Annotated in this window: 23 protein-coding genes; 8 read left to right on the forward strand and 15 right to left on the reverse strand. The window is 45.4% G+C overall.

Annotation, left to right across the window (positions count from 1 at the left end):
- Window positions 1-40 precede the first annotated feature (40 nt).
- Complete coding sequence (locus V7R88_RS13705; RefSeq protein ID WP_060599057.1) at window positions 41-1,012, reverse strand: SGNH/GDSL hydrolase family protein; 972 nt, start codon at window positions 1,010-1,012, stop codon at window positions 41-43.
- Window positions 1,013-1,973: 961 nt separating this feature from the next.
- Between V7R88_RS13705 and V7R88_RS13710 the strand changes: the two genes are divergently transcribed.
- Window positions 1,974-3,878, forward strand: a complete 1,905-nt coding sequence (locus V7R88_RS13710) for a heavy metal translocating P-type ATPase (RefSeq protein WP_057717877.1) — start codon at window positions 1,974-1,976, stop codon at window positions 3,876-3,878.
- Window positions 3,879-4,031: 153 nt separating this feature from the next.
- Here the strand turns inward: V7R88_RS13710 and V7R88_RS13715 are convergent, their stop codons facing one another.
- A complete protein-coding gene (locus V7R88_RS13715) occupies window positions 4,032-4,784 on the reverse strand; it encodes an MIP/aquaporin family protein (protein WP_057717876.1) in 753 nt (250 codons plus the stop codon).
- A 384-nt stretch (window positions 4,785-5,168) separates the two neighbouring features.
- On the opposite strand from V7R88_RS13715, the gene V7R88_RS13720 reads away from it, so the two are divergent.
- Window positions 5,169-5,489, forward strand: coding sequence for a thioredoxin family protein (locus tag V7R88_RS13720; RefSeq protein ID WP_054398289.1), 321 nt, complete (start codon window positions 5,169-5,171; stop codon window positions 5,487-5,489).
- Window positions 5,490-5,512: 23 nt separating this feature from the next.
- On the forward strand, window positions 5,513-5,782 hold the full coding sequence (locus V7R88_RS13725; protein WP_003643024.1) for a metal-sensitive transcriptional regulator: 270 nt from the start codon (window positions 5,513-5,515) through the stop codon (window positions 5,780-5,782).
- A 99-nt stretch (window positions 5,783-5,881) separates the two neighbouring features.
- On the opposite strand, the gene V7R88_RS13730 is transcribed toward V7R88_RS13725, so the two are convergent.
- From V7R88_RS13730 to V7R88_RS13740, 3 genes are all read right to left on the reverse strand, one after another.
- A complete protein-coding gene (locus V7R88_RS13730) occupies window positions 5,882-6,085 on the reverse strand; it encodes a hypothetical protein (protein ID WP_003645582.1) in 204 nt (67 codons plus the stop codon).
- Between the two features lie 128 nt (window positions 6,086-6,213).
- On the reverse strand, window positions 6,214-6,768 hold the full coding sequence (locus tag V7R88_RS13735) for a Dps family protein (protein WP_054398291.1): 555 nt from the start codon (window positions 6,766-6,768) through the stop codon (window positions 6,214-6,216).
- 12 nt (window positions 6,769-6,780) lie between these two features.
- The gene (locus V7R88_RS13740; RefSeq protein ID WP_024272221.1) at window positions 6,781-7,002 is read right to left on the reverse strand and encodes a heavy-metal-associated domain-containing protein; all 222 of its coding nucleotides are present in this window, start codon (window positions 7,000-7,002) and stop codon (window positions 6,781-6,783) included.
- Between the two features lie 200 nt (window positions 7,003-7,202).
- Between V7R88_RS13740 and V7R88_RS13745 the strand changes: the two genes are divergently transcribed.
- From V7R88_RS13745 to V7R88_RS13755, 3 genes are all read left to right on the forward strand, one after another.
- Window positions 7,203-7,868 (forward strand): Crp/Fnr family transcriptional regulator, encoded by a 666-nt coding sequence (locus V7R88_RS13745; RefSeq protein ID WP_003643028.1) that lies wholly within the window; start codon window positions 7,203-7,205, stop codon window positions 7,866-7,868.
- A 310-nt stretch (window positions 7,869-8,178) separates the two neighbouring features.
- A complete protein-coding gene (locus tag V7R88_RS13750) occupies window positions 8,179-10,095 on the forward strand; it encodes a M13 family metallopeptidase (protein WP_338816272.1) in 1,917 nt (638 codons plus the stop codon).
- 1,154 nt (window positions 10,096-11,249) lie between these two features.
- Entirely contained in the window at window positions 11,250-11,723 is a 474-nt protein-coding gene (locus V7R88_RS13755; RefSeq protein WP_072535164.1) for a GNAT family N-acetyltransferase, read from the forward strand.
- Window positions 11,724-11,781: 58 nt separating this feature from the next.
- Here V7R88_RS13755 and V7R88_RS13760 read toward each other — a convergent pair whose 3' ends face one another.
- The 6 genes from V7R88_RS13760 to V7R88_RS13785 form a co-directional block, all read right to left on the reverse strand.
- A complete protein-coding gene (locus V7R88_RS13760) occupies window positions 11,782-13,134 on the reverse strand; it encodes an FAD-dependent oxidoreductase (RefSeq protein ID WP_003643033.1) in 1,353 nt (450 codons plus the stop codon).
- Between the two features lie 316 nt (window positions 13,135-13,450).
- A complete protein-coding gene (locus tag V7R88_RS13765) occupies window positions 13,451-15,601 on the reverse strand; it encodes a lectin-like domain-containing protein (RefSeq protein ID WP_057717873.1) in 2,151 nt (716 codons plus the stop codon).
- Window positions 15,602-15,622: 21 nt separating this feature from the next.
- The gene (locus tag V7R88_RS13770) at window positions 15,623-16,636 is read right to left on the reverse strand and encodes a DUF916 and DUF3324 domain-containing protein (RefSeq protein ID WP_057717872.1); all 1,014 of its coding nucleotides are present in this window, start codon (window positions 16,634-16,636) and stop codon (window positions 15,623-15,625) included.
- Window positions 16,637-16,733: 97 nt separating this feature from the next.
- Window positions 16,734-17,426 (reverse strand): WxL domain-containing protein, encoded by a 693-nt coding sequence (locus V7R88_RS13775; RefSeq protein WP_054398300.1) that lies wholly within the window; start codon window positions 17,424-17,426, stop codon window positions 16,734-16,736.
- Between the two features lie 37 nt (window positions 17,427-17,463).
- On the reverse strand, window positions 17,464-18,036 hold the full coding sequence (locus V7R88_RS13780; protein ID WP_054398303.1) for a WxL domain-containing protein: 573 nt from the start codon (window positions 18,034-18,036) through the stop codon (window positions 17,464-17,466).
- Window positions 18,033-18,311 (reverse strand): hypothetical protein, encoded by a 279-nt coding sequence (locus V7R88_RS13785; RefSeq protein WP_054398305.1) that lies wholly within the window; start codon window positions 18,309-18,311, stop codon window positions 18,033-18,035. The genes V7R88_RS13780 and V7R88_RS13785 overlap by 4 nt, the downstream gene beginning before the upstream one ends.
- 661 nt (window positions 18,312-18,972) lie before the next feature.
- Between V7R88_RS13785 and V7R88_RS13790 the strand changes: the two genes are divergently transcribed.
- Window positions 18,973-19,560, forward strand: coding sequence for a TetR/AcrR family transcriptional regulator (locus tag V7R88_RS13790; RefSeq protein WP_054398310.1), 588 nt, complete (start codon window positions 18,973-18,975; stop codon window positions 19,558-19,560).
- A 125-nt stretch (window positions 19,561-19,685) separates the two neighbouring features.
- On the opposite strand, the gene V7R88_RS13795 is transcribed toward V7R88_RS13790, so the two are convergent.
- Genes V7R88_RS13795 through V7R88_RS13805 form a run of 3 tightly spaced genes read right to left on the reverse strand, consistent with a single transcriptional unit; the run spans window position 19,686 to window position 22,535 of the window.
- A complete protein-coding gene (locus V7R88_RS13795) occupies window positions 19,686-19,985 on the reverse strand; it encodes a hypothetical protein (protein WP_054398312.1) in 300 nt (99 codons plus the stop codon).
- A gap of 1 nt (window position 19,986) precedes the next feature.
- Window positions 19,987-21,324 carry a DUF2201 family putative metallopeptidase gene (locus V7R88_RS13800; protein WP_054398314.1) on the reverse strand — a complete coding sequence of 446 codons (1,338 nt, stop codon included), beginning with the start codon at window positions 21,322-21,324 and terminating at the stop codon, window positions 19,987-19,989.
- Between the two features lie 17 nt (window positions 21,325-21,341).
- A complete protein-coding gene (locus V7R88_RS13805) occupies window positions 21,342-22,535 on the reverse strand; it encodes an ATP-binding protein (protein ID WP_054398316.1) in 1,194 nt (397 codons plus the stop codon).
- A 386-nt stretch (window positions 22,536-22,921) separates the two neighbouring features.
- Between V7R88_RS13805 and V7R88_RS13810 the strand changes: the two genes are divergently transcribed.
- The gene (locus V7R88_RS13810) at window positions 22,922-23,572 is read left to right on the forward strand and encodes an MIP/aquaporin family protein (protein WP_054398318.1); all 651 of its coding nucleotides are present in this window, start codon (window positions 22,922-22,924) and stop codon (window positions 23,570-23,572) included.
- 219 nt (window positions 23,573-23,791) lie between these two features.
- On the opposite strand, the gene V7R88_RS13815 is transcribed toward V7R88_RS13810, so the two are convergent.
- Window positions 23,792-25,528, reverse strand: a complete 1,737-nt coding sequence (locus V7R88_RS13815) for an ABC1 kinase family protein (RefSeq protein WP_054398320.1) — start codon at window positions 25,526-25,528, stop codon at window positions 23,792-23,794.
- Window positions 25,529-25,665 lie beyond the last annotated feature (137 nt).

A 25,665-nucleotide genomic window follows, 5' to 3' on the forward strand; every position in this document is an offset into this window, starting at 1 on the left:
CATCGCGACAGTAAAACGGGATTTTTATAAGATTAATTGGTTACGATTTAAAAACATCTGGATACTGTGTTCGCAACGCTTGTGCTGTTAATTCGCCCGCCATCCGGGAACCGGCTAAATCTAAATGCACCCCGTCTGTGGTACTGAGTTGCCAAGTCGCCGTTTCAATGAGTTGCAATTGCATAAATTCGGCCACGACCGCGCGAATAATCGCTGCAAAATTCTGATTAAACGGGATCATTACAGCAAGCCGGCTATTCGGGTAAAGCGTCTGCACCTGATTAAGAAAGCGGCGCAAAACTACCGTGAACGTCGTATCATCCGTATGCCGATCATTAGTACCAACATTAATCACAACTAAATCCGTGGGTACTGGTTGCCACGTCGTTTTACTATCCACGGCTGTTAAAACCTCCGGCAGTACCGGTACGCCACCAGTTCCTGGTTTACTGAGACCAACGGCACTATAAGCAATGCGGACATTCCGTGCATTCAACAAGTCACTCGCAACCGCCGCATAGTTGGCTTCCGCGCGATAATCTTCGGCAGGGTTCTTACCCATGACCCAGCAGCCGGCCGTCAGTGAATCCCCAATCCACGTCACACTGTGTCGGCCTAACCGAACTGGCTGTAACTCACCATCTGTCGTCAGGGCTTTCACTGCAAAACCTTGATTGCCATCCCACACACGGTCCTCATCAGTATTACCACTCAAAACTACCCGTACCACGTGAGGCCGACCATCCAGTGTCAACCATAGGGGGTCATTCGTCACCGCCTGCCGTTGAAAAGGCAAGCCATCAATCTGAATCGCCACCCAACTCGGTAGCTCATACGCCAACGGCAAGAATGTCAACCGCACAAAACTAGCATCAGTGACTTGAAAATCGATTTCAGCACCCAAATTAGTGCTATACATCACGTCTCGATCCGCAATTTGCTTGACCGCCCAACGCCCCTGAAAATATGCCGGCATCAAGGGTTGATTGGCCTGCGTTATTTGATAATCCACGTTTTTCCCCTCCTATACCTCTTGTATACTCAAACTTGATCATCCTACCTATTCTTCCGTTAACTTGTCATGAAACATGATTAAAACATGCCATTTTTTAAATTCAAAAGCAGCTAGCTTAGACCCACTGGAAACAGTTCGGGTTAGCGTAAACCTGCTTAGTTCGTTCGTCCTACGCCGACTTCCAGGCATTTCTGCCAATTGCCGGAACGTGGTGGGCACAGATTTAAGCCGAAGCCCACGTCTTAAATACTGGCCTTTCACTAACCAAGCACAAGACGCTTGCTAAATGAAATTTCACCACTGGGCATTGTCAGAAACGCCTTCCAGTCGGGACAGTATTCGAATGGCAGACGGTGAGGTACCCAACTTTTGATGGACTTATCATTGTTCTTCATAAACAGTAATTTTGTCGAGCAACTGTCAGGTAGAAAGTAACATTTTGATAGCTCACTATTTCGAAATCACTATAGTAATAATAGAACGTCTCGACAAAGTGGTTAATGTAACCTTAAAGTCTCGTTTAAAATTCCATTATCAAAATAGCCAACGACAAATTGTACCAAGTTAGGTGGCCGTTCATCAGCCATTCGAGCGGGTTCCCGACTGTAGGGGCTGGGTGACAATGCTCAGTAGCCAAATTATTCTTAGTCGGAAGTGCCTTTCTTCCGGCTTAGAATAAGACTCGTATTTGAGATGACGCGGGTTGTGCGTTAGCTCAAATCGACGTCGGCTTACGTTCCAGCAATTGTCACCCAGCCCCGGAGGTCGGAATAGGACGCTCACCGGCTGACGAACAGTAAGCCAACTAAATGGCATGTTTTAATCATAATCACTGCCAGCAATCAGCAGTCAATCTGGAATTAATACTGTTATTTTACAAAACTTGACGCCTATCAAGTTGCCATCAAGCTGAACTCACTATACTAGGGTCATCAAATCAAATAAGGAGTTGCAAATTATGAAATTCCAATTATTTCTCACTAAACATACGAATCAAATTACATTAGTTACGGGGATTCTGATTGTCCTTGGGATGCTCAGTAAATATCTCTTACAATTTACGCTCGGTTACCAAGTCATTTTAGCAGTTGCTTCAATTATTGCCGTCATTCCGATTGCGGTTCGTGCTTGGAGCGCACTTCGGAACAAAGTTTTCAGTATTGAACTGTTAGTTAGTATCGCAGTGATTGGGGCATTCATTATTGGTGAATTCAACGAATCCGCAATCGTTACTTTCCTCTTCTTGTTTGGCTCCTATCTCGAAAGCAAGACCTTGCAGAAGACGCGGACCGCAATCAAAGGCTTGACTGACATGTCACCAACTACCGCAACTTTAGTTACTGATGATGGCACCGAAGAAGTCGACGTTGATGATGTGGACGAAGGTGACGTTGTCCTAGTTAAAACTGGGAGTCAGGTTCCCGTTGACGGGATTGTTGTTGAAGGTAACGGCTACCTTAACGAAGCCTCAATTACGGGTGAAGCACGCCAAATCAACAAGCAACTCAAGGACTCGGTTTACTCCGGAACAATGGTTGAAAATGGCTATCTGAAGATCAAAGCGACTCAGGTTGGCGACGACACGACTTTTGCCAAAATTATTGAATTGGTTGAAGAAGCTCAAGATACCAAGTCCAAAGCTGAAAAGTTCATCGACCGCTTTGCTCAATATTATACGCCTGCCGTCCTCGTTTTAGCAGTCTTAGTCTTCGCCTTCTCCCGTGACTTCCGCTTAGCAATCACGGTACTGGTTCTCGGTTGCCCAGGTGCCTTAGTTATCGGCGCCCCAGTGTCAAACGTTGCCGGAATCGGGAATGGTGCCAAGCGTGGTATCCTGATCAAGGGTGGTGAAGTCGTCGATACTTTTGCCAAAGTCGATACCCTGGTCTTCGATAAGACCGGTACTTTAACGGAAGGTAACACTGCCGTTACAACCATGCACACTTACACAAACAATGCGGATAATCAACTAGCTCTCGCTGCCGCTATTGAGGGCGTTTCCGACCATCCGTTAGGCCAAGCAATCGTCAGTTATGCCGACCAGCAGTCAGCGGGGGTCGCTCCCGTCCTAGATGACACTGAAACCGTTAAGGGTCAAGGGATTTGTGCACAAGTCGGTCAACAAGAAGTTGTCATTGGTAATCAAAAAATGTTGACGGCTCATAATATCAAACTAAATCCTACTCAACTCAAAGATCTCAATGATTTACAAGCTGGTGGTCAATCAACCGTTATCATGGCAGTCGACGGACAAGTTCAACTCATCTTCGGGATTGCCGATACGATTCGTCCAGGCGTGAAGGATTCCCTCGCCGCATTAAAAGCCCAAGGAATCAAGAAACTCGTTATGTTAACTGGAGACAATGAACTCACCGCTCAAGCCGTTGCCAACGAATTGAACCTAGATGAAGTTCACGCCAACCTCTTGCCAGAAGAAAAAGTCGAATACGTTAAGAAACTAAAAGCAGCCGGTAACACGGTCGCCTTTATTGGAGATGGCATCAACGACAGTCCTTCAATCGCTAACGCCGATATCGGAATCGCAATGGGTAGTGGGACTGACGTTGCCATCGACACATCCGATGTCGTCTTGATGCAATCAAACTTCCCCGCATTAGTACACGCCCACGGTCTCGCCAAGAAAACTGTCTTGAACACTCGTGAAAACATCTTCATCGCCATTGCCACCGTGGCCTTCCTACTGATTGGGCTAATCTTCGGTTATATCTACATGGCCAGTGGGATGTTTGTCCATGAGGCTAGTATCTTAGTCGTTATCTTCAATGCTATGCGGTTAATCAATTTCCAAACCAAGTTCGACAAACACCAACCAACTAAAAACATTCAAGCAGCCACAGCTTAATCAAGTCTCCCCAACTTGGTTACAGGCCTAGCAACCAATAACGGTCCGCCGACTAGTCTTCCCCAGCTAGTCGGCGGACCGTTTTATCATATTGCAATCAAAAATGATAGACCAATAATAATTTCATAAATACGCTCGGTTAATTAATTGCGATTATAAACCAAAAAAGATCTTATAAATCCAAATTCCAATAACGGCACCAACAATTGGGGCAACCACGGGAACCCAACTATATTCCCAGTGAGAACCACCCTTGTTCGGTACTGGTAATAGTGCGTGTACTAACCGTGGTCCCAAGTCACGGGCCGGATTTAGGGCCGGACCGGTTGGACCGCCTAACGAAATAACCATGGCAGCAATCAAAAGTCCAACGCCAATATTGGCGATATCGATATTTTGATGAAAAAACATCCCGCGATATAATCCCATGGCACCAAAAATCAGGACTGCGGTTCCTACCATTTCCGTAACAAAACCGTTTAACTGACTGTTCGCATGATCACTAGTTGCAAACGTCCCTAAGACCGCCTCATTATCAGTCGTTTGCCGATAATAGGGCCAGTACAGTGCCAAAATCAAGCATTGGCCTGCGATTGCTCCTAGAAATTGCCAGATTAAGTAAGGCGCAACGTGCGCCCAGGGAAAGATTCCAATCACGGCTTGCCCAATCGTAATCGCGGGGTTTAAATGGTTACCAGAAATCGAGCCAAACATCATGGCTGGGAGCATGACCCCCAGTCCATATCCCGATGCAACCAGGAGCCATCCTCCATTGGCGAGTCCTGGATCATCGTTACCAGTCGTGTTCTTCAGGAACGCGTTAGCGACAGCACCATTACCTAGTAGTACTAGTATCAGCGTGCCAAAAAATTCAGCGGCGTAGCGTGCTTCCCATGAACCTGTCATCTGTAAATCCTCCTCGTAAGGTACCGAGCATCTATGATAATTTGAAGATACCAGATAAAACTGTTTATGTAAACGCTTTATTTTGCTTAAATAAGCGGTTTCTAATAATTCAACATAATTCTACCAGATACCCTGGGTTGTATAATTATGAAGCGCTAGTATAACGCGCTCGCGTCAACATGAGATCTTCAACGTTAATGCTCGCGATCACAACTAGTGGATTCTCAGGAGACGCTAGCTTCCACAACGAATCGTTATTATCTAATCACCCAATACATCAGTCCTTTTTAAATCCCTCCACGGCCAGAAGCAGAACACTTGCTCGTATATACCCATGAGGGTATATTATTTAGTGACAAATACTTACTAAAGGAGTCAGCTAAAATGATTAAAGAAATACATGATCAAGATTTTGCCAAAGAAACAGATACTGGTATCGCCGTTATTGATTTTCGCGCGGACTGGTGCCCACCATGTCGCATGATGGACCCAATTCTTAAGTCCCTTTCTGAAGACCCCGCTTACAAGGACCAGGTCAACTTCGTTTCATTGAACATTGACCATGACCAAGCTACGGCCAGTCAATTCCAAGTTCAAGGAATTCCAACCTTCCTGATTAAGAAAGATGGCCAAGTCGTCAGTCACATGGTCGGAGCACGTCCTAAGTCTGATTTTGAAACCGAACTCAAAAAAGTACTTGCCTAATTACGAAGGGGGCATCATGAATCATGGCAACTACTGAAGAATATGTCACTAGCAAGCAGATCAAGACCCGGCTGAAACGCTCGGCTGGTCAACTGGACGGCGTTTTACGTATGATGGACGAAAATCGTCCTTGCGAAGATGTCTTAGTTCAACTTTCAGCAGTGAAATCAAGTATCGACAAGGCCATGAAACTCGTCATCGCCCGTAATATTAATAATTGTGTAGATGCGATGACCACGGCTGATGTTCAGAATCTTGAACACTCCTTGGATCTACTGCTAAAAACCAAATAACGCCAAAAAAGACGGTGTCGCCAATCTCAGTTGGTTATACCGTCTTTTTAGTGCCAGTTGACTCAGTTAAGCACCGTATCTGTCAGGCAACTTATCGAGTCAATCTTTCCAATCGCCCTTTTTCCAGTCATCATGATTCCAATCATCTTTTTTCCAGTCATCGTCGTCATCACTGTGGGACTGCTCGGCATCCTTGGGCGCTCGTTTTGCTCGCTTCAACAGTACCGCCGTTGAAATCACCGTTACGAACCCAGTCGCAATAATAAAGACAAATGTCCACATCACAATGTCGCTAATCGCCATCTCGGGGCCCTCCCATATAATTTAATTGTCGTTAGTATAGCGCAGGCCCGTTGTAATAGCAAAAACGCCCTGGATAGTTTGCCCACACAATCGCTATCCAGAGCGTTTAATTCTTCAGCGACAACGACCTAATCGTCGTCATCCTCATCTTCTTCATCCAAACCAGTTCGAGCATCGTTACCAAGATAAGCTTGTAATTCCCGAATATTGCGATTGTTACTGCCACGATAAGCAACTAACCAAGCCGCCAGCGCCGGCCGGGTTTCTTTTTCAGCAAGCTTGATAGCCCGGTCAACGAATAGGTTTTCCGTATCAAAATCCTTGATTGTTGCGGCCACGAGTTCATCAGCAGATTGATACTTGAAAGCCCCATTTTCTTCCAACATGGAATACTTGGTTAATTCAGCCGTTGTGGAAGATGGCTTCTGGTTTTCATCTAGGAGTAATTCGCCTAATTCAGCAAACTGACGGACATTCTGATCTAACAAACGTTGATATGCTGTCCGCAATGCCAATGATTGTGGTCCTTTAACGTACCACTTCACTTGGGTCAACTTAACGTAAGCAACCATTAAGTTAGATAAAATGTGATTCGTCATTGCGCCCGCTGTTGGGACATGGTGATCAATGTCACTCTGTTTTAATTCCGCTGCGTATTGTTCGTCGATCGTTAGTTCACTCATCGTTTATTCCTCCTACTTAACCTTGACGTTTTCAACTTCGTAACCAAGTCCGGTAACAACTTGTGCCAAATCATCGGCATTCGTCACTTCAGGATCAAAGTTAGCCTTGACCTTGCTGGCATTGAATAGCACCTTAACATTTTCAACGCCGTCATGGTTAGCAACGGCCTTTTCGATCTTGGTCATGCATGATGGGCAAGTCAACGTTCCTAATTGCATAATAATTTTCATAATCAATTACCTCCGTGTCGTTCATTTGATGGTTCTATCATAACCGGATTTGATTGACCAGAACTTGACGGCCGTCAAGAAATTCAAAAAAGTTTTACGCTACAATATAGTTATTAAAACAGTAGGAAATTTAAAACGCCAAACCCTATCTACCAAGCAAAATCTGTTATAGTTAGGGTGAATTTATTCAGGAGGTGGGCCTTATGGCAGAACATGAATGTGTGCAGTTAGTCCCAATTTTTAGCGAACTCGGTAGTGAACAATTAGATACCATCGAATCGATCGTTCGTCACCACCACTATCCAGCCGGCAGCACTTTATTTGGTGCTGACGATCCACTGGATTCACTGATGATTGTTGCCAATGGGCAGGTTAAAGTCTATCAGCTAGCTGCCAATGGTCGCGAGCAGTTACTATATCTATTACAAACTGGTGATATCGATGGCGAAGCTGCCTTATTTGAAAATCAACGGCGAACCTCATTCGGTGAAGCCTTAGTACCGACGGATGTTTGCAGTATTCGCCGTTCAGACTTTCAAGACTTGATGCAAAAATATCCCAGTATCAGCATCAACGTCTTAAACGTCTTTGGCAAACGTCTCAGTCAACTGGAGCGTCAAACAACCAGCACGGCCACTGAATCCGTCGAAGCCCGTTTAGCGAACTATATCACTGAAACAGCGGCAGCGCTCAAAACCGACACGTTTAAACTACCATTAAAGAAAAAGGACCTGGCGACGTTCCTCGGCACCACCCCTGAAAGCATTAGCCGTAAGCTCGCCTTATTCGAGCGTCAAGGCCTAATTACGCAAAAGCCTGGCAAGATCATCGAAATTAACGATGCCGACCAGCTATTATTAACTGAATAATGACTACTAATTAAATCATCCCTAATCCCCCGGATGACTAGCGAAATCACCGTTAGTCATCCGGGGGCTTTTACGTCAACCATCACACTGCCTCATAAGTTGATTTACAGGCACTAACAGCTCCTGCATGCCGATAATTCAGAAGTAATCTCGCCCTTTACATTAACATTCACAACCCATCCGCTACTGATTCGGGACTATTAAGATGATTAGTATCATTTTTTACTGAGTCGGTACCAGATGATACCACTGAGAATAATCTAAGGTATAATTAACTTAGTATTAGAAAATTTATTAGGGAGTGGATTTAATGGCAACCATTAATCAAGCAGCAGTAAAACAAGATCTCTACGATGCCGTCAACGGCGAGTGGCTCAAAACCGCCGTCATTCCGGATGACCATTCTTCAACCGGGGGCTTTATGGACTTAGTTGATGCCATTGAAAAAACGTTAATACATGACTTTGATGCAATGGCGGCGGGAACAGTTACCCCCGACGATCCTCAGCTAACCGAATTCATTAAGTTTTACCGCTTAGCTAAAGATTTCGACCAACGCAATGCCAATGGTGCGGAACCAATTCTGCCGTGTCTCAAGCAAATTGATAGTTTAAGCGACTTTGCTGACTTACAACAACGGATGCCCGATTGGATCTACGACGGCCTCCCATTACCATTCAGCTTGGATGTCGACGCTGATATGAAAAATACCAAGGTCAACGCCTTATTTGCCCAAGCACCTGGGACTATCTTGCCCGACAAGACATACTACGACGAAGGCAACCAGGCCGGCCCTAAGTTACTAGCAATTTACGCTAAAATGATGACCGAACTGTTGCAAAAAACTGGTTACGAAAAGGACGAAGCACAAAAAATCGTTGATGACACGCTGCAATTCGATCGTTTGATCGTTCCGTGGGTCAAATCTGCTGAAGAATCGGCTGATTACAGTAAGATGTATAACCCTCGCAAATTCAACGATTTCGTCAACACTAGTCGTTATTTAGACTTAGCCGCCATCACCTACTCCGTCATCGATGGTAATCCCGACCTCGTCATCTTGCCAGAACCCGCCTTCTTCGATCACTTTAACGAAGTGGTCAATCCCGATAACTTCAGTTTGATGAAGAACTGGATGAAAGCCAAGCTCGTTCAACGGTACAGCGGTTACCTCAGCGACGATATGCGGGTCTTAGCCACGACTTATTCACGGGCATTGTCTGGTCAAAAAGAACCGCGGAACCAGGCTAAGAGTGCCTACTATCTAGCTACCGGAACTTTTGATCAAGTCGTTGGACTCTATTACGGCCACAAGTATTTTGGTGAAGCGGCCAAAGCGGACGTTCATCAGATGGTCGAAAAGATGATTGCCGTCTACAAACGCCGGTTGCAAGCGAACACTTGGCTCAGCGCAGATACGCGTGCTAAAGCCGTGACCAAGCTTGATAAACTCGGCATTCAAGTCGGTTACCCTGATAAATTAGAAACGATTTACACGAAATTCAAGACGCACACGCCCGAACAAGGTGGCAACGTATTGAGCAACGTCCTCCACTTTAACCGTTTGGCACGCCAAGACATGTTCTCAAAGTGGGGCAAAGCCACTGATCGGACCCGCTGGGAAATGAGTGCGGACACCGTCAATGCTTACTACCACCCATTTATGAACATTATTGTCTTTCCAGCTGCTATCCTACAAGCACCTTTCTACAGCCTAGAACAATCTTCTAGTGCTAACTATGGTGGTATCGGTGCGGTTATCGCTCATGAAATCTCGCACGCTTTTGACAACAATGGTGCCCTATTCGATGAATTCGGTAACTTGCATAATTGGTGGACCGAGGAAGATTCCGCTCACTTCAAGGAACTTGCCAAGTCCATGATCAGTGAATTCGACGGCTTAGACTTTGCTGGCGCGAAAGTTAACGGAACGTTGACCGTATCCGAAAACATCGCCGACGCTGGGGGCTTAAGTTGCGCGGAAGAAGCCGCTAAGGGCGAAGATGACGTTGATTTGAGTGCATTCTTCACTAACTGGGCCATGGTTTGGCGTATGAAGGCCACGACTGAATACATGCAACTCTTACTTTCAATCGACGTCCACGCTCCAGCTAAGCTCCGAGCAAACGTACAACCTAAGAACTTAGATGATTTCTACACAACCTTCGACATTCAACCCGACGATGCCATGTATTGGGCACCAGATAAGCGGGTCAAAATCTGGTAAAAAACTTTAATCAATGAACACTAAGACCGACTAACAAGCTATTGCACCGCTTGTTAGTCGGCCTTTTATCTGTTTCATCATTATGGGTCTTATTCATTCAAATTACACGTTAGTATATTACAATAGAACTGTCGTCTGATACCGTTACATCGTTATTGGACTGTGACCCAGTCTCAATCACGACTGTACCGCAAATCACACCAGCAGACGTGTTATTAGCCGACCTAACGCCATTTTCAGCGGGGCCCATCAACAAGCAACCCCAGTCCACTTGACGCTTAAATCGGCATATTTGGGCACTGGTAACCATCGAAAACAACTAGCATTAACTATGATTAAAACGTGCCGGTTAGGTGGATTGCTGTTCGTCAGCCGATGTGCGTCCTATTCCGACCTCCGGGGCTGGGTGACAATTGCTGGAACGTAAGCCGACGTCGATTTGAGCCCGTGCACAAACCGCCCGGTCTCAAATACGAGTCTTATTCTTAGCCGGAAGAAAATCACTTCCAGCTAAGAATAATTTGACTACTGAGCATTGTCACCCAGCCCCTCCAGTCGGGAAGCCGCTCGAATGGCTGATGAACGACCACTTAACTTGGTACAATTTGTCGTTGGCTATTTTGATAATGGAACTTTAAACAAGACGTTAGGGTTACATTAATCACTTTGTCGAAACGTTCGATTATTACTATGGTGATTACAAAATAGTGAGCTATCACAAGATCTTTTTCAGTCTGACAGTTGATTGACAAAATTGCTGTTTATGAAGAACAACAACCAATTCATCAAAAGTTGGGTACATCGCCGTCCGCCATTCGAATACTATCTCGACTGGAAGGCGTTTCTGCCAATGCTCAGCGGTGAAATTCCACTTAGCAAGCGTCTTTGGCTTGGTTAGTGGAAGACCAGTATTTAAGACGTGGTCTTCGGCTTAAATCTGTGTCCACCGCGTTCCAGCAATTGGCAGAAATGCCTGGAAGTCGGCGTAGGACGAACTAACTAAGCAAGTTTACGCTAACTCGAACTGTTTCCAGCGAACCTAAGCCGGCTGATTTTGAACTCAAAAAATGGCACGTTTTAATCATGATTCATAACGGTTTAACTAGTACAATAGGAATTACTAAATATTCATGACACATTTTAAAGGAGGCACTATGTCACAATTTGAAAAGTATCATCCCATTCTGACGCCGCACTATACGTTTGATTGGCTAACAAAGGTGCGCGTTATCGACGTTTTCAACTTGTATCAGACCAGCAATGCGACGGCCACTATGGAAACAACCGCTGCACAAATTAACCACACTATGCGTGAGATTTTTCATGACCACCAGCTTGTTTGGGGCGTAACGGATCGAGACACGAACGCGTTCGTCGGTCAGGTCGGCTTTGCCCCAATCGATACGGCTAAGCATGAAGCAACTCTCAGTGTTGACCTGACTGCTACTTATCAGCAAGTAACTACGCTCAGGGAAATCTTAGAACGGTTGGTGGCATTTGGTACCGTTGAGTTAAAGCTGAACCGCCTCACATTGATTTTACCAAAGCGCGATGACCTAATGGCACAAATACTGGCTGGCCTTAACTTTAGTACCACCGACCACTTAACATTCAATTATCACCAATAAACAAATAACGCGATGCTACCTTCATGAAGCAAGGTAAGCATCGCGTTATTTTAACTTATTATTCAGTGACAGCTTCGGCCGCATGGGCAATCGCTGCTTGACCAAGTAAGTTCAAATAGTTAAATGGCCGGTCGTAAATTGGTTGGAAGAACATATCTACGAACCCTAAGTCGTCAATGGTATTGTGATTTTGAATCATCACTGAAATCACATTGGCTGATTGCGAAACGTCATGTTCACTCATGAATTGTGCACCCAGAATTTCGCGAGTTTCAGGATTGTAAACCAATTGCATTAAAACAGGCTTAGTGGTTGGCATAAATTCTGGCCGGTAGTTGTCTTCAAAAGTGACAGCGGCTGCCGGAACATTTTCGGCCTGTGCATGTTCTAGGGTCATCCCAGATGAAACGATGGTTTGGCCGAACAACATTAACCCAGAAGTTGATTGTGTCCCCATGTACTTCCGCGTTGGCTTGAAGATGTTCAAACCAACTAAGGTTCCTTGGCGAACCGCATTCGTTGCTAATGGGATATAGGCATCTTTCTTGGTTGGGTTGTAATGAACCGCAACTGAGTCACCAGCACCGTAAATATCTGGATCAGAAGTTTGCATGTAGTCATTAGTCTTGATTGAGCCGTTGGCGTTCATATCGACCTTACCCTTGAGTAAGCCGGTGTTTGGCCGGAAGCCAACACAAAGAATCGCCATGTCGGCTGTGTAGCTGCCCTTGTCAGTCTTGACCGTAACTTCTTTACCATCATCACTGAAGCCTTGCACCATTTGATTCAAAGCCATCTTGATACCGTGATCAACAAAGTCTTGTTCAACCCGGTCAGTGAATTCTTTGTCTAAGTATTTATTTAAAATCCGTGGTAAACCATCAATTAGTGTGACTTCCTTACCTTGCTTCTGGTAAGCTTCAACTAATTCGGTACCGATATAGCCGCCACCAATCACAATGACCCGCTTAGCTGGCTTGGCCGCTTCCCATAAGTTCTGAGCATGCGTCCAGTTCTTGCATAAGTAAACGTTAGGGCTATCGATGCCATCAATTGGTGGAATAACAGGCCATGAACCAGTAGTAACAACTAACTTGTCATAGTGATCAGTCTTAGATTCACCAGTCTTTAAGTCAGTAACCGTGATTTCATGTTTGTCAGTATTCACATCCGTCACATCATGTTGCATATGAACAGTTGCGCCTAACTTAGCTAACTGTTCAGGACTGGAATAAAATAGGCCTTGAGGATCAGCAACTTGGCCGCCAAGGTAAAGTGCGATCCCACAGGATAGGAACGAGACATTGTCATTTCTTTCATAAATCGTCACTTCAGTATCTGGATTTGATGCTAAAATCTGATTAACGGCAGCAGTGCCGGCATGGGTACAACCAATTACAATAACTTTCATTTTTAAATCGCTCCTTAAATGTGTTTATATTCACAATCATGCTTGTGCAACATGTATTTGGTAACAATTACATTGTACTAAAGTAAAAAGAAAACGCAACCAAAAACACGTAAAAAGTGTAAATACTTCACTAATCACACGATAAATAAATGCCTTGATTACAACGTTCTCAGTCATTCAGGCTGATTATTCATTCACTTAACTGTGGTAATTAAAATTATTATTATCTTTAACCATTATGGCTAATAACTAGAAAGCAAAAGCACTCACAATCTTGCGTGTGAGTGCTTTTGCTTCTCTTATACCAACCCGATCATTACTTAGGTGCATCTGTTAACGTCCACGTAATATCCCCCGTGTAAGAACCCGGAGTAGCTCCCGCATTGCTTTGATATAAAATGCCTGACTTATTCGTCCAGTCTGCCAAGACATCATAATCATCGTTATCACTAGTAGCCGTGTGACTGTCAATCACCGTACCCGCAGAATTCAGCGTGGTCGTCTGCTCGCCGTCGCGGAAAATCACGTCGCCCGCCAAATTCTGACCACCGGTTGTTTTAAAATTAGTCGCACTAGCTTGTAGTTGCCAACTAGAGCCCTTACCACGACTATCCCGTACAACTAGTTGCCAATCGTCTTCCCGGTCTGTCGTTTGAGCCGAACCATCTAAAGTAATGGTTTTAAACGTGCTGCTTTTGGCAACCGTCTTAAAACCAAGTTCACCTGCAGTAACAATAATCTGCGCTTTATCAACTGGTGAGACGTTCTCGTAACGGTCAGATGCCCATAGTTCAATCTCATTATCATCACCGACGTGTAAATCCTCTGCTTTGACCTTGTAGTAGAAGTAACCTTGTTCGTCATCATCCGACATTTGAACCGTTGGCATTTCCTTGCCATTAAGCGTTGGGTGTAGTGTCACTTGACCGTTAGTTAATTGTTCCGAATCCTCGGCCGCAACAATCCCTCTGATCGACACGTCTTCACCATTAGAAACGGTATACGGACTATTGCGGATCCTCAGATCTAGTGGCTGATCGACCGTAATCATGTAATCCGGTGCTTCCGCCGTAGTTTCAAACACCTTATTTTTAAATGTCGCGGTGGTTGCCGTGGTCTGTTCATTGACGACAACGTTATCGGCCGTCCCATTAAGCGTAATCGTCGCGGTCGGTTGGCTCACCGATACTGCTTTATCTAGTGTATAGTCAACCTTAGTATCACTACTCGTTGGCGCCGTCAAAGCCTGATCACTACCATCCGCATACGTTACCTTGGCACTGTCAAACGCAATATGTTGCGGTAGATTGAGTTCAGCCGTAATGTTATCCCAGTCAATTTGACCGCCTTGGTACGTCAATTGATAGTCATACTGAACTTTATGTTTGGCTTTGAGCTGGCCACCCATCTTGATTTCGCGATTCTTGGTCTTATCCGTAACCTTAACCGCCGCCTGCACATCAACTAAGTTCGGCGCACTTTCGATCACGACCATGTTGTTACCAGAATTACTACCAGTGGCGCCCATGAATCCCCAGCGAACCAGGCCATCACTACTGTTGAATTGGCTAGTATCTAACACTTCACTCTGAGTAAAGCCGCTACCCGTCGCCGACCCATCTGGATTGATGTCATTATAAGTGTACGTCATCGTTTTAGTCGCCGCATGCCAGTCCATCACCAGGTGGTGCCACTTGCTATCTCCTAATGACATATTCGTCACTAGGTTGGTATGTTTTTGCGTAAAGTAGTACCGGGTTGACCAAATTATCCCGGTAACGTCTAAACTCCTGACAGACTGATTTTCATACTGACTAGCCAGCCCAGGATACCCGGTCGCAATGTGTTGTTTCTTAATACCATCATCAAACGAATCACCCTTACCAGCATTACTATAGCTAGTTGAAGTATTGGTATAGGTATCAAACTCTAAGGCCCAACTATTTTGGATGGCCGTTTTCGCAAATTCTTCGCCGTCCTTCAATTTATTATCCGTATCAACACCCCAAACACCGAGTGTCTCACCAATAATGCTGGACGAACTGACTTGTGCGGATGCAGCAGTACCATTTGGATCATTTTGTAAGACAAAAGCCATCCCATCGCCGGCCTTACTAGTACTCGTGGATGTTCCCAAATACACCCACATTTTAAACGTAGCATCTTTATTTAAATCTAGGCGATTGGCGTCGTTCGACCAAAAGCCACCCATTTGCTTCTTGCCGTTAATAACCTGAACGGCCTGCGTATTTGGCGAGCTTGCATTGGTCACATTCCCAATATTCGCACTATTACTAATGCCACTACTGAATGCTGCTGGTAGCGTAAAGAGTTTATCCAACTGATTCAGGCCAGACGGTGCCGTTGCCAACGTCGCTTCGTCAGCAGCCTGAATTTGGGCGGTCCCGGCCCATAATCCCATTAATGCAGTTAATGCAACTAGTATTTGTTTCGGTCCCTTCCACATGTTGAAAACTCCTCTCGCTAGTTAGTCCTGACGACGGCGGTTTTTCAATAGTAGCCAGATAATTGCGCCTAATAGGACAATAATCAGTGCGCCCAACGCAACAAACCACCAGAAATAGTTCGATTGTTTTTCTGTAACAGCTGTATCATTTAAAGTCTGAGCTTCTTTATCAGTAATGGTAAAGTTCTTTGTAAATTGCCACTTACCCTTATCAGCCGTTGCCGTTAAATGTAAAGTGTACTTGCCCGCCTTCAATTGTTGCGTCCCGTCACCAACTGCAAAGTCAAAATTACTATTTGGCGCCATTGACATATTTTCCTTAGTCGTCGTCAATAATTTCTTAGATGAACCTGCCTTAGTCACATAGCTCTTGATCTTTAAGCCATGCATAATAACGGGCTGGTTGTTTTGCAGATTAGCCGTGACGTAATTACGATAGTTACGTTGCTTGGCTTTGACCGCGTGCAACTTCATGACGGGTTTGATCGCACTTGGATCAGTTTCACGTAACTGCAAGCCAATCACGTACGCATATTGATTATTGATGGCCATACCACTACTAGATTGCTTCGCCTTGGTACTGAGTTCCTGGATGATATTGATACCACCCAGCGCCACGCCCGCAAACTTTTTCTCGGGTACCGTCAATTTAATAGTGACTTTTTTGCTTGACTTAGCGGGAACGGTCACGACCTGTGACTTTGAAAGTGCTGTCTTGATATTAAACTTCAAGGAATCATCGGCCTTGGCTTTTGCCTGGCTATAATCGATGATACCGTTGTTATTCGTGACCGCCAGATTAGGCGATACCGTGTATCGATGTTCTTTACTATCACTATTTTTAATGGTTAAGTTGAGATCCTGTGTTTGCCCTGGTGTGACCTTTAAGTCAAAATAGGACACTTTTTGATTAATTTGGTTATCAGGCAAATCCGCCTGAACCGTGTAATTGAGGTCATCCGCTCGAGCAGTCATTGTCAAACCTGCCATAACGAGACCCACAACAGCGATTAACTGCCAAAATATTTTTTTCATAGGCTTTACCCTTCCTTTATTCAACGGTAAGTGACGAGCTATGTATGACTGAAGCTGCCATTCGTTACAAGTAGCAGCTTCACATCAAATCATTTAATTAACTAGGTGCGTTCGTTAATGACCAAGCCAGCGTACCCGTGTAGTCGCCGGCACGCAATTGGCGATCATGGACTTCGAGTTCCGTGGGTACCTGCCCGCGATTCAGAACGACCAGCCAAGTACCTAGACCAGTATTAGGCGGGGCAATCACGACATTATTCGCTAAACCAGCAACTAATTCACCAGTATTAATAACGTTAGGTGTAGTACTAACATTGCCGGCACCGGGCCGTAATTGAACTGCACCTAATTTTAAAGACGTCGTTAAGGTCTGCTGACCACTTTGCAATAAGCTTGGCGTGACCTGTAACGTCCACCCAGCAGCCGTGGCGCGGCGATCAGTTATTTGAATCATCGCCCGCTCATTCTTGGCAGTCGTCTTAATCGGCCCACCCGCGGTCGTAATCGCATTGAATTTCAAATTACTGACGAAATCAATGGTTAACTTTCCCCGTGAGCCCGTACCAGCGACATTGCCTTCATCGACCGGATCACCCGGGTATGGTTTACTAGGATCATCAGGGTCGACCGGAGAAACTGCATTGTCATCATCCGAAGGGGTCATTTCTACCTGCACCTGTGACTGTGTCGTTGCAGCTTGCGTTGCGATAAACCAGCCCCAGTTACTAATGATGAGACAACCTATCACAGTCATTAATAACCGACCTGTTACCAACAATCCCTTTTTCATCGGTCACACCTCAGTTCTCCTCTGGCACATTAACTGGTTAGCTAGGGGCGTTACCTAATGTCCATGTCAAGGTTGAAGTGTAAGCGCCAGCCGCGTTACCAGCAGGGATCAATAGGCTAACTTCATTGGTCGCATACTTACTCGTAAACTTACCGATTCCTTCATTAGCTTCTGCGTCCATGATAATTTGATCTTGGTCAGTGATAGCCACTTTATAAGCTTTTGCTTTAGAGATGTTATTAGCATCATCCGCCGTTGCATTAACTTGTGCAAAAGTTAACGCGGCGCCCCGTAATTCACGAGTATCATCTGCATTCATGAACTTCGAGCCTTTAACATGTACTATCCACCCGCCAGTATTCCCGGGGTTAGTCACCTTTAAGTCGCCAGTAACACTTCTAGCTTCATAGGTTTTACTGTCATTAGTGATTTTTTCGGTCCCAAAGCTAACACCGGGTGCTTGATCCAAGGTAATATCTTTATTAGTGTCATCCTGGATTAATTCAACTTCAGCTTTGGTCGATGTCTCCGTATCTGCAGCTTGACCAACAAGTGGTAATCCTGCCATTAGTGTCATGCCTGCAACGAGAGTTCCGAGATATTTTTTCATTTTGGTTGCTCCTTTATTGTTTGACGGTTGCGCCACCAGATTAGAATTAATAATATTAACAAACTAAGTCCACATACGCCGATACCGAACAGAATCCATTGCTGGGTCCCATTCATTTGCGGTAATACACCTTGTAACGGACCCGCAATTTTATCAGCCGCTCCATTGTCACCTGAATTAGCAGTGACCGTTACGTGGTAAGTGCCTGATTGCGTATCAGCCACTAGTGGTAACTTGATTAGCTGACTGATACCGAAGTCTTGAAAGCTACTCATCCAATTAATACGATCACATCCTTTCCAGATATCGACTTGAATTTATCATCATTATTAATGCTTGTTACTAATAGTGAATCGTTGTGAGTAACCCTATCAGCAACGAAAATATATCATGGTTTTGGAATCGCTGTCAATTGATGACGCCCCTTAACTATTGAATAAAATCCCCTTTTTAACGGACTTCTGTGCCATTTTTAATATTATGGTGATTACAAATATTTTAATATAAACTACTGAAATCAGTTTAATCGCAAGCTTTCCCGCTGCTTTCATTTGTTGAATCAGAGACAACTAGTTGGTACCCTCAACTAAACAAGTCGTCAACATTATATTATCGTTAGAGTTTAATGAGGCTGCTCATAAGTTAAAAATTTTGATAATTATAAATATTAAATTCCTATATATATTTAGAATATCGTTGTAACAACGGGCTATTACATAAATTATCTTCAATTTATAAAATTATGTAATCGATTTAATGTGGAAATCTTTTATCAGTTTTAAAGTGATACAGAATCAACTAATTAAAATCGGCTTTAAAAACAGTAAAAGGCCCCTAATCAAACAATTTTCAACGTTAATATGTATTAACCAAACAATGAAGTGCGCTGTGGTATACTTAAAACACTTATTTTTAACCAGAAAGGCGGTTCGAATCATGCCCGCTAAAAAGACATTCCAAGACGACCAAGTTATCGAAAAAATCATGCACTTATTTTGGCAACAAGGCTATTATCATACTTCTATGGACGAAATCGTAACAACTAGCGGCGTCAAGAAGCAAAGCTTATATAACGCTATCGGGGACAAGCACACCCTTTACCTGCGTGCACTCCAGCGCTATCACCAACAAACTTTAATGCGCTGTACCCAAGCAATGCAGCGCTTAGAGCAGGATGGCGCCGCCCCCTTAGCTATCCTGAGTATGCTCTTTAGCCACGATTTAACGACATCCGAACAACCAGCCGGTGACCTAATGGCTAACGCCGTCGCTGAATTTGGTACTACTGATACTGATGTTCAGCAAGCCGTCAGTTGGTTTTACGACGACTACCTGACCCTCATGGCTGCGGTCATCCTCAAAGGCCAAGCTAATGAGCAAATTATCAATAATCAGTCCAGTATGACACTAGCTCAGGCACTGCTAGAAGCCCGTATTGGCCTTCAAACGCGACTCCGTCAAGGCAGTCAGCCAGATATTCAAGCGCAGCAACAAGCCTGGATGGCTTTTCTAGCACGTCGTTGAACCTAAAGCAGTTAATCAGCGCATAAAATAAGCAAGCTTCTCCCGAACACTTTGGGAAAAGCTTGCTTTATTTTTTCATCTATATAAGTCACAGTCATACTTTTGGGTCATAACTAGCGATTGACTTATAAATATTTTTGCACTAACCAGTGCTGTGCTGAACTCGTCAATTGACTACCATAATGTTGTCGCAACCGTTGTACACCCGCGTAATGGTCAAATTCAAATTGACTTGTCAGCGTCTCACTAGCTAGCAACGCCTTAGCAAACTGTAAATCGTCAATCGTAATCTGTTGTCGGTAAGCCAAGTCTTCATCAGCCATGATTCGTTGCCATTGATCCGTTAAGATGGCACTGGCCCGCTGATAACGCCGGTCATGGGTCAACAACGATTGCATATCATCTGGATTAAGTGGTGTGCCCATACTATTCATCCTCCAAGTTCAAGTTAACCACGTGACCGATTGCTGGTTCAATCGACAACCGGTCTTCAGCCCGCGCTAACAACCAGATCACATTCGTAAAGCGGTGCGATTCAACATGCCGTTCACCCCGGCCGTCCGTTAAAATCAGCGCTAAGGTCGTCGCATTCGTCTTGTGGTGGGCCAGTAAATCATCAAAGATGCTTTGATATACGGTCCCACCGCCACCACGGCGCGTAAAGCGAATCTGTTGTGGTAGGCTTACTTGATACGTTTGACCAGGTTGAACGATTGCATCAAACGACTTAACGGCGATCGTCGTTGCGAGCAACCGGGTCAACGCGGCGACCTGCGCCAATAATCGTTGCAACGTCAGGTCACTGATTGAACCCGAATTATCGACATACACTTGCAAGTCTAAGCGCGTATCACCAATTTGACCGGGTAATTCCATCCGCGCGGGTTGCCGTCGATTAAAGCGCGCGTGCGAGGCTTTCTTACCACTCGGAATCTGACCAAGTCCCCGAACCAATAATTGGTGCCAATCAAGCTGGGCTGGCTGCGTCATTACAGTGAGCTGAGCGCGCACGTTGCCCGCCACTAACCCTCGGCCTGCTTCATTCGTCTGTTGCCAGGCATCCTTCGCCAACTGTCGTAACCGGGCAGTTGCCAGATTAGGATTCGTTAACTGTCCAGGAGCTGACCAGCCACCGGGATCATCGATCAACTGTTGCGACTGGTGGTCGCCAGACCCTGTTGCGCGCTGGTGCTGATCCTTATTCTGCGAAGTGGCTGTTGGCGCGCCACTGGGCTGAGATTGCGACCGTGACTGCCGCTGCAATAATTTTAAATAACGGCCAGAATCTGCTCGTTGTGGTAACTGCTCATCGACTAATGGTTGGACAGTCATCAAGCTGACGGCGTCGTTAGGCAAGCCGTCGACGTACTGATTAACGGCCAGGTCAGTTGCTAACGTCACCAGCTCTGGTCGCTGCTTGACTTGCTCACGATACCGAACGGGATGTTGCCAGACGACGTGCAAGGCCACGTGTTTTAAACCCGCCTGTAAGTAAGAAAACTGGGGAAAAGCCTGCGCAATCGCGGCCGGCGCGTATTGTAAGACCAGCTGATTATTCTGCCAAGCTAAGGTAAACGGCGTCGTTAACGCGGGATTCAGCTGTCTGGGGAGCCGAGTCAGCAACTCGCCATAAAATTGATCAGTCGCGAGTAACTCAATGATAGCGCGATCAATCATGGTTGCGCCCGCCTGGACCGTATTGACCGTTGGCGTTACTAACATCGCTTGTTGCCAGCGCGTGTACTCATTGGCATTGTTAATCATGATAGCTCACTACCTTCTTACTGATTTGACCAGCTAGCGACCTGCTGCAAATACTGATACAAAGCGGTCACATACGGACTCTGCTTGGCAACATTTACTGTATATAATTGCTTCAATAAGTCGCGTTCATGGCCGATTTGTTGAACCAATGCAAACTGACCATCTTGACTGAGAGTTTGCAGGAGTTGCATGAACCGACCGGCATGCTGATCATCCGTCAAGGGGTACGTGGTGGTTAAAGCTAAGCAGCTTGCCAAAACCGTCCGCTTTTGAACTTCATTCATCGCCGTAAACTGCTTAAGAATCGGTGCCGGCACCACGGCCCCCACCGGTTGACTGTCATAAATCATCGCCGGTGTCAGGTGAATGGCTTGTTGCTCCAAGAATTGCTCGAAGACGAGCCCCAACTCAGTGCCAACGTCTCCTTGAAAGATGTCCAATGCCACGGCCGTTTGTTGATCCGCAGGCAGTTTTTCAATTTCATATAAGTTCGCTGAAACACGCGCCCATGCCCGCGGAGTCGCCGTTAAATCAGCCTGGACATCAGCCTGATTGAGCCGCGTGACGTCTTCGCTAATAAACTGCTGGACGAGCGGATGAATGTTTGGTCGCTGCAGGCGCTCATCCATTTGGTTGGCCCAAGCAAGCCAGTCCGCTGCGTCCGCTCGCATCACCAGGCGTACGGTTCGATCTTTGATAGCTGCATCGCCGGCAGTAACGCCATAAGTACTACTTTCGAATCCAGTCATACTTGCATCTGGATTTTCGGCAATGACCAATTGCACCTGTTCTGGTAATTTCAACGTGTTGATCGTCCGTTGTAAGACTAGATTCATTAATTCACTTTGAACGGCCTGGGTGCCCCGGTTGAATTCGTCTAAGAACCATAGAATCGGTTGCTGCGGATGCTGTTCAGCATACTGAATAATTTCAATCAACGTGTGTGCATAGCCAAATTGTACATCAGCTAACTGGCCATAGCGCTTCGTTTGTATAAATGAGTCGCTCGTTAGGGGCGGGACGGGAATCGCTAAATCCCCCTTCTCGGACAGACTCACAACGGTCGTGTACAGTTGTGCGCCCATCCGCTTAGCAACTTCGGCTACCAACGCCGACTTTCCAATCCCGGCTTCACCAACAATGTTCGGCACGTTCCCGGCTTTTAAAACGACCGGAACCGCTGTTAATAGGGCTTGATATGATAACGCCATTAATTAAACCTTCCTTTACTGTTCCACGTGAAACAAAATTGAGTTATTTTCAAATAATATCATCTTACTCGTCTTAACCATTATAAAACAGAAGCCACCATTATCGGCAATTAGCGTTCACGGCAATGTTAGGTCACTCGCCAATCATACTGACTGCCATTAATAATGACCGGTTAAAAACAAAACTTTTATTTAGCCTAATTCAAACGGCTCAGAAATGCCATCAATCACTGTTGTACCAGCCATTAAACGATATCATGACCATTAACATAATTATAAAAATCTTATCAGAAATATTCACTAATTGAACAAATTCCGTCGTTTTCACGAGCAGGTATTGTAAAATAGGTTAGGTTAGCAATTATTCAAAAAGGGAGTGTGCAACTATGCGCAAGTATCTCGCCGAATTTCTCGGCACATTTATGTTAGTTTTCTTAGGGACTGCAACCGTTGTGATTGCTAAAGGTGACGTCCTCGCTATTGGGTTAGCCTTCGGGTTAGCAATCACCGTTTCTGCCTATGCCTTTGGTGGTATTTCTGGTGGTCACTTTAACCCCGCCGTTACGACTGCGATGTTGATCAACCGTCGAATCGATGCCGCCGATGCGATCGGCTACATCATCGCCCAAATCATTGGGGCCATCGTTGCTTCCGCAGCCGTTAAGTCATTTGTCAGTGCACTAGGCTTATCTGCAACGTCACTTGGTCAAACTGATTTTCCAAAAATCGGCAGTGGTATGGCCTTCTTTGTAGAAGCACTAGTCACGTTCTTATTCTTAATGGTTATCCTGAACGTTACTAGCAAGGACCATGGTAACGCAGACTTTGCTGGCTTGACCATTGGGGTGACCTTAGCGTTCTTGATCATTGTCGCCCTCAACTTAACGGGTGGTTCTTTGAACCCTGCCCGTTCAATCGGCCCCGCGATCTTTGCCGGTGGTAGTGCGTTATCACATCTCTGGGTCTACATTTTAGCACCAGAAGTCGGCGCCATCTTGGCCGCATTCTGTGCCCGGATCATGGGGTCAGAAGACTAGTCCGCAATTAGTCGTTGCGTTATTAACCCCGATTAATTGATAATAGAATATAATTATTAAAACAGCGATATTGTGATGATTTTATGGCTTGGAATCATCACCGTATCGCTGTTTTTCGTCTGCTTAAATTTTAAGAAATATCAGTTGAACAGATCCACATTGCGCAACTTTTCGTAACACACGGTCCTGTGCGCAGTAATTGGCGCCCCACCGTCACTTTCACTTGCGCCGCCAATGCGTGTACCAGGAATGAAGCGTTCCGATCAAGAGGCCAATAATGACGACAACTGCGGACACATAACCAAAAATACCAATGTTTGTGATCCAGCTATTATCAGGATGGCTTTGAACTAGTAGTGATGATCCAACAATCAGCGCTGCCAGAATAACGGACAGTACAATCTTATTGACCATCGAATCAATCCGATCAATAAACATCTTGCGGTGTGCAAAGACCAAGTTGACCCGCGTCTGACCATTCTCAAACGTATCTAGAGCTGATAATAAGCGTGACGGAATCTTCGGGGCATCACGCAGGCTTTGAAGGCTAGCCAACATGCCATCTTCCAGTTCATTGCGCCAATTAAAATTCTCGCGGATGTACTTGCGCGCAAACGGCCGCGCCACGTCCATCATTGATAAGGTTGGGTCGAGCGTCTCCACAATACCTTCGATCGTTCCAAACGCCTTACCTAACATGGTAACCGCTGGATTCATTTGAATATTATTACTGCGACAAACCTTGACCATTTCAAACAACAAGCCTTGAAAATCAATGTCGCCCAGTCCCGAATTATAATACTGACTTAAAAATGGTGCTAACTCACTAAAGAACGCTTCTTCATCAACCACGCCAGTTCGGTTTGAAATCGCTAAGATTGCTTTGCCGACTTGATGGGTATCTTCGGTTGTCACTGCCACGACAACATTAGCAATTCCTGCCATCAAAGCTGGACTGATCTCACCCATCATGCCAAAATCCAGATAAACTAACCGGTATGGTGGTAACTGCCGTTTGCCGATTTTTCCAGCATGCTTAGGAACCGTATCATGATACCCGATATCATCCGGCTGCAATTCTCGCAACAGGATATTCCCGGGATGGGGATCGGCGTGAAAGAAACCGTCCTCAAAGACTTGCTTCAAGAAGTTTTGGACCAAGACGTGAGCTAAATAACGGCGCTCGTCATCATACTGGTGATTTCCATCTTCATCGGCCGCAAGCATTTGCGCCATAAAATGCTGAATCGTCGTTCCCGGCATGTATTGATTAACCAGTACCTTTTGCGTACTGTACTTTGCATAAACCCGGGGCACCCGAATGATATCGTCCGTATTATTCAATCGGTAAAACCGCGACCCGTTTTTCACCTCAATACTGGTATCCAATTCGTTGAATAGTGACCGTTTGATTTCGCCGACCATTTCGCGCAAATCAACGACTGAGGACTCTGGAATATACCGCAACAACGGTAACGCCCGCTCAAATAACGAGATATCTAGGGCGACTTCCGCGTCAATACCCGGATGTTGTACCTTCACGACGACCTTCTGCCCGTTGAGTAGCGTCGCATGGTGCGTCTGACCCATCGATGCTGACGCAAACGGCTGCTCATCAAACTGGGCGAACATCTCGTCGATTGGTTTGCCCGTCTGCTGTTCGATCGTCTGCTTGACCACGCTAAAGTCATCAGCCCGGACGTTGTTCTGCAACTTTTTAAACTCGTTCGCAAATTCCGGCTTAACGATATCCGTTCGTGAAGAAAGAATCTGACCGATTTTAATAAACGTTGGCCCGAGTTCTTCAAACGCCGCGCGCACCTGGTCGGGATTTTTCTGCCGGGCAAGGTTACTCAAAACGTTATAGCGCCGCAAGACACTGACAATCGTCCGAAAACGGGTATGGCGATTTTGATTGACTTGCCATTGGGGCTTTTCCTCATTGCTGTTGGTCATCAGCGGTTCCTCCTCACAAATTTCCTTGTTACAGCTATTATCCATCTTTATTTACGAATCCGCACTAGCTAACTAACTTTTTTTGAAAAAAGATTGACAAATGTTGATGGCGGTTGTAAATTAGAACCACATTAGAA

Origin of the sequence: Lactiplantibacillus argentoratensis (assembly GCF_037290055.1) — a bacterium.
In the GTDB taxonomy this organism is placed as follows: domain Bacteria; phylum Bacillota; class Bacilli; order Lactobacillales; family Lactobacillaceae; genus Lactiplantibacillus; species Lactiplantibacillus plantarum.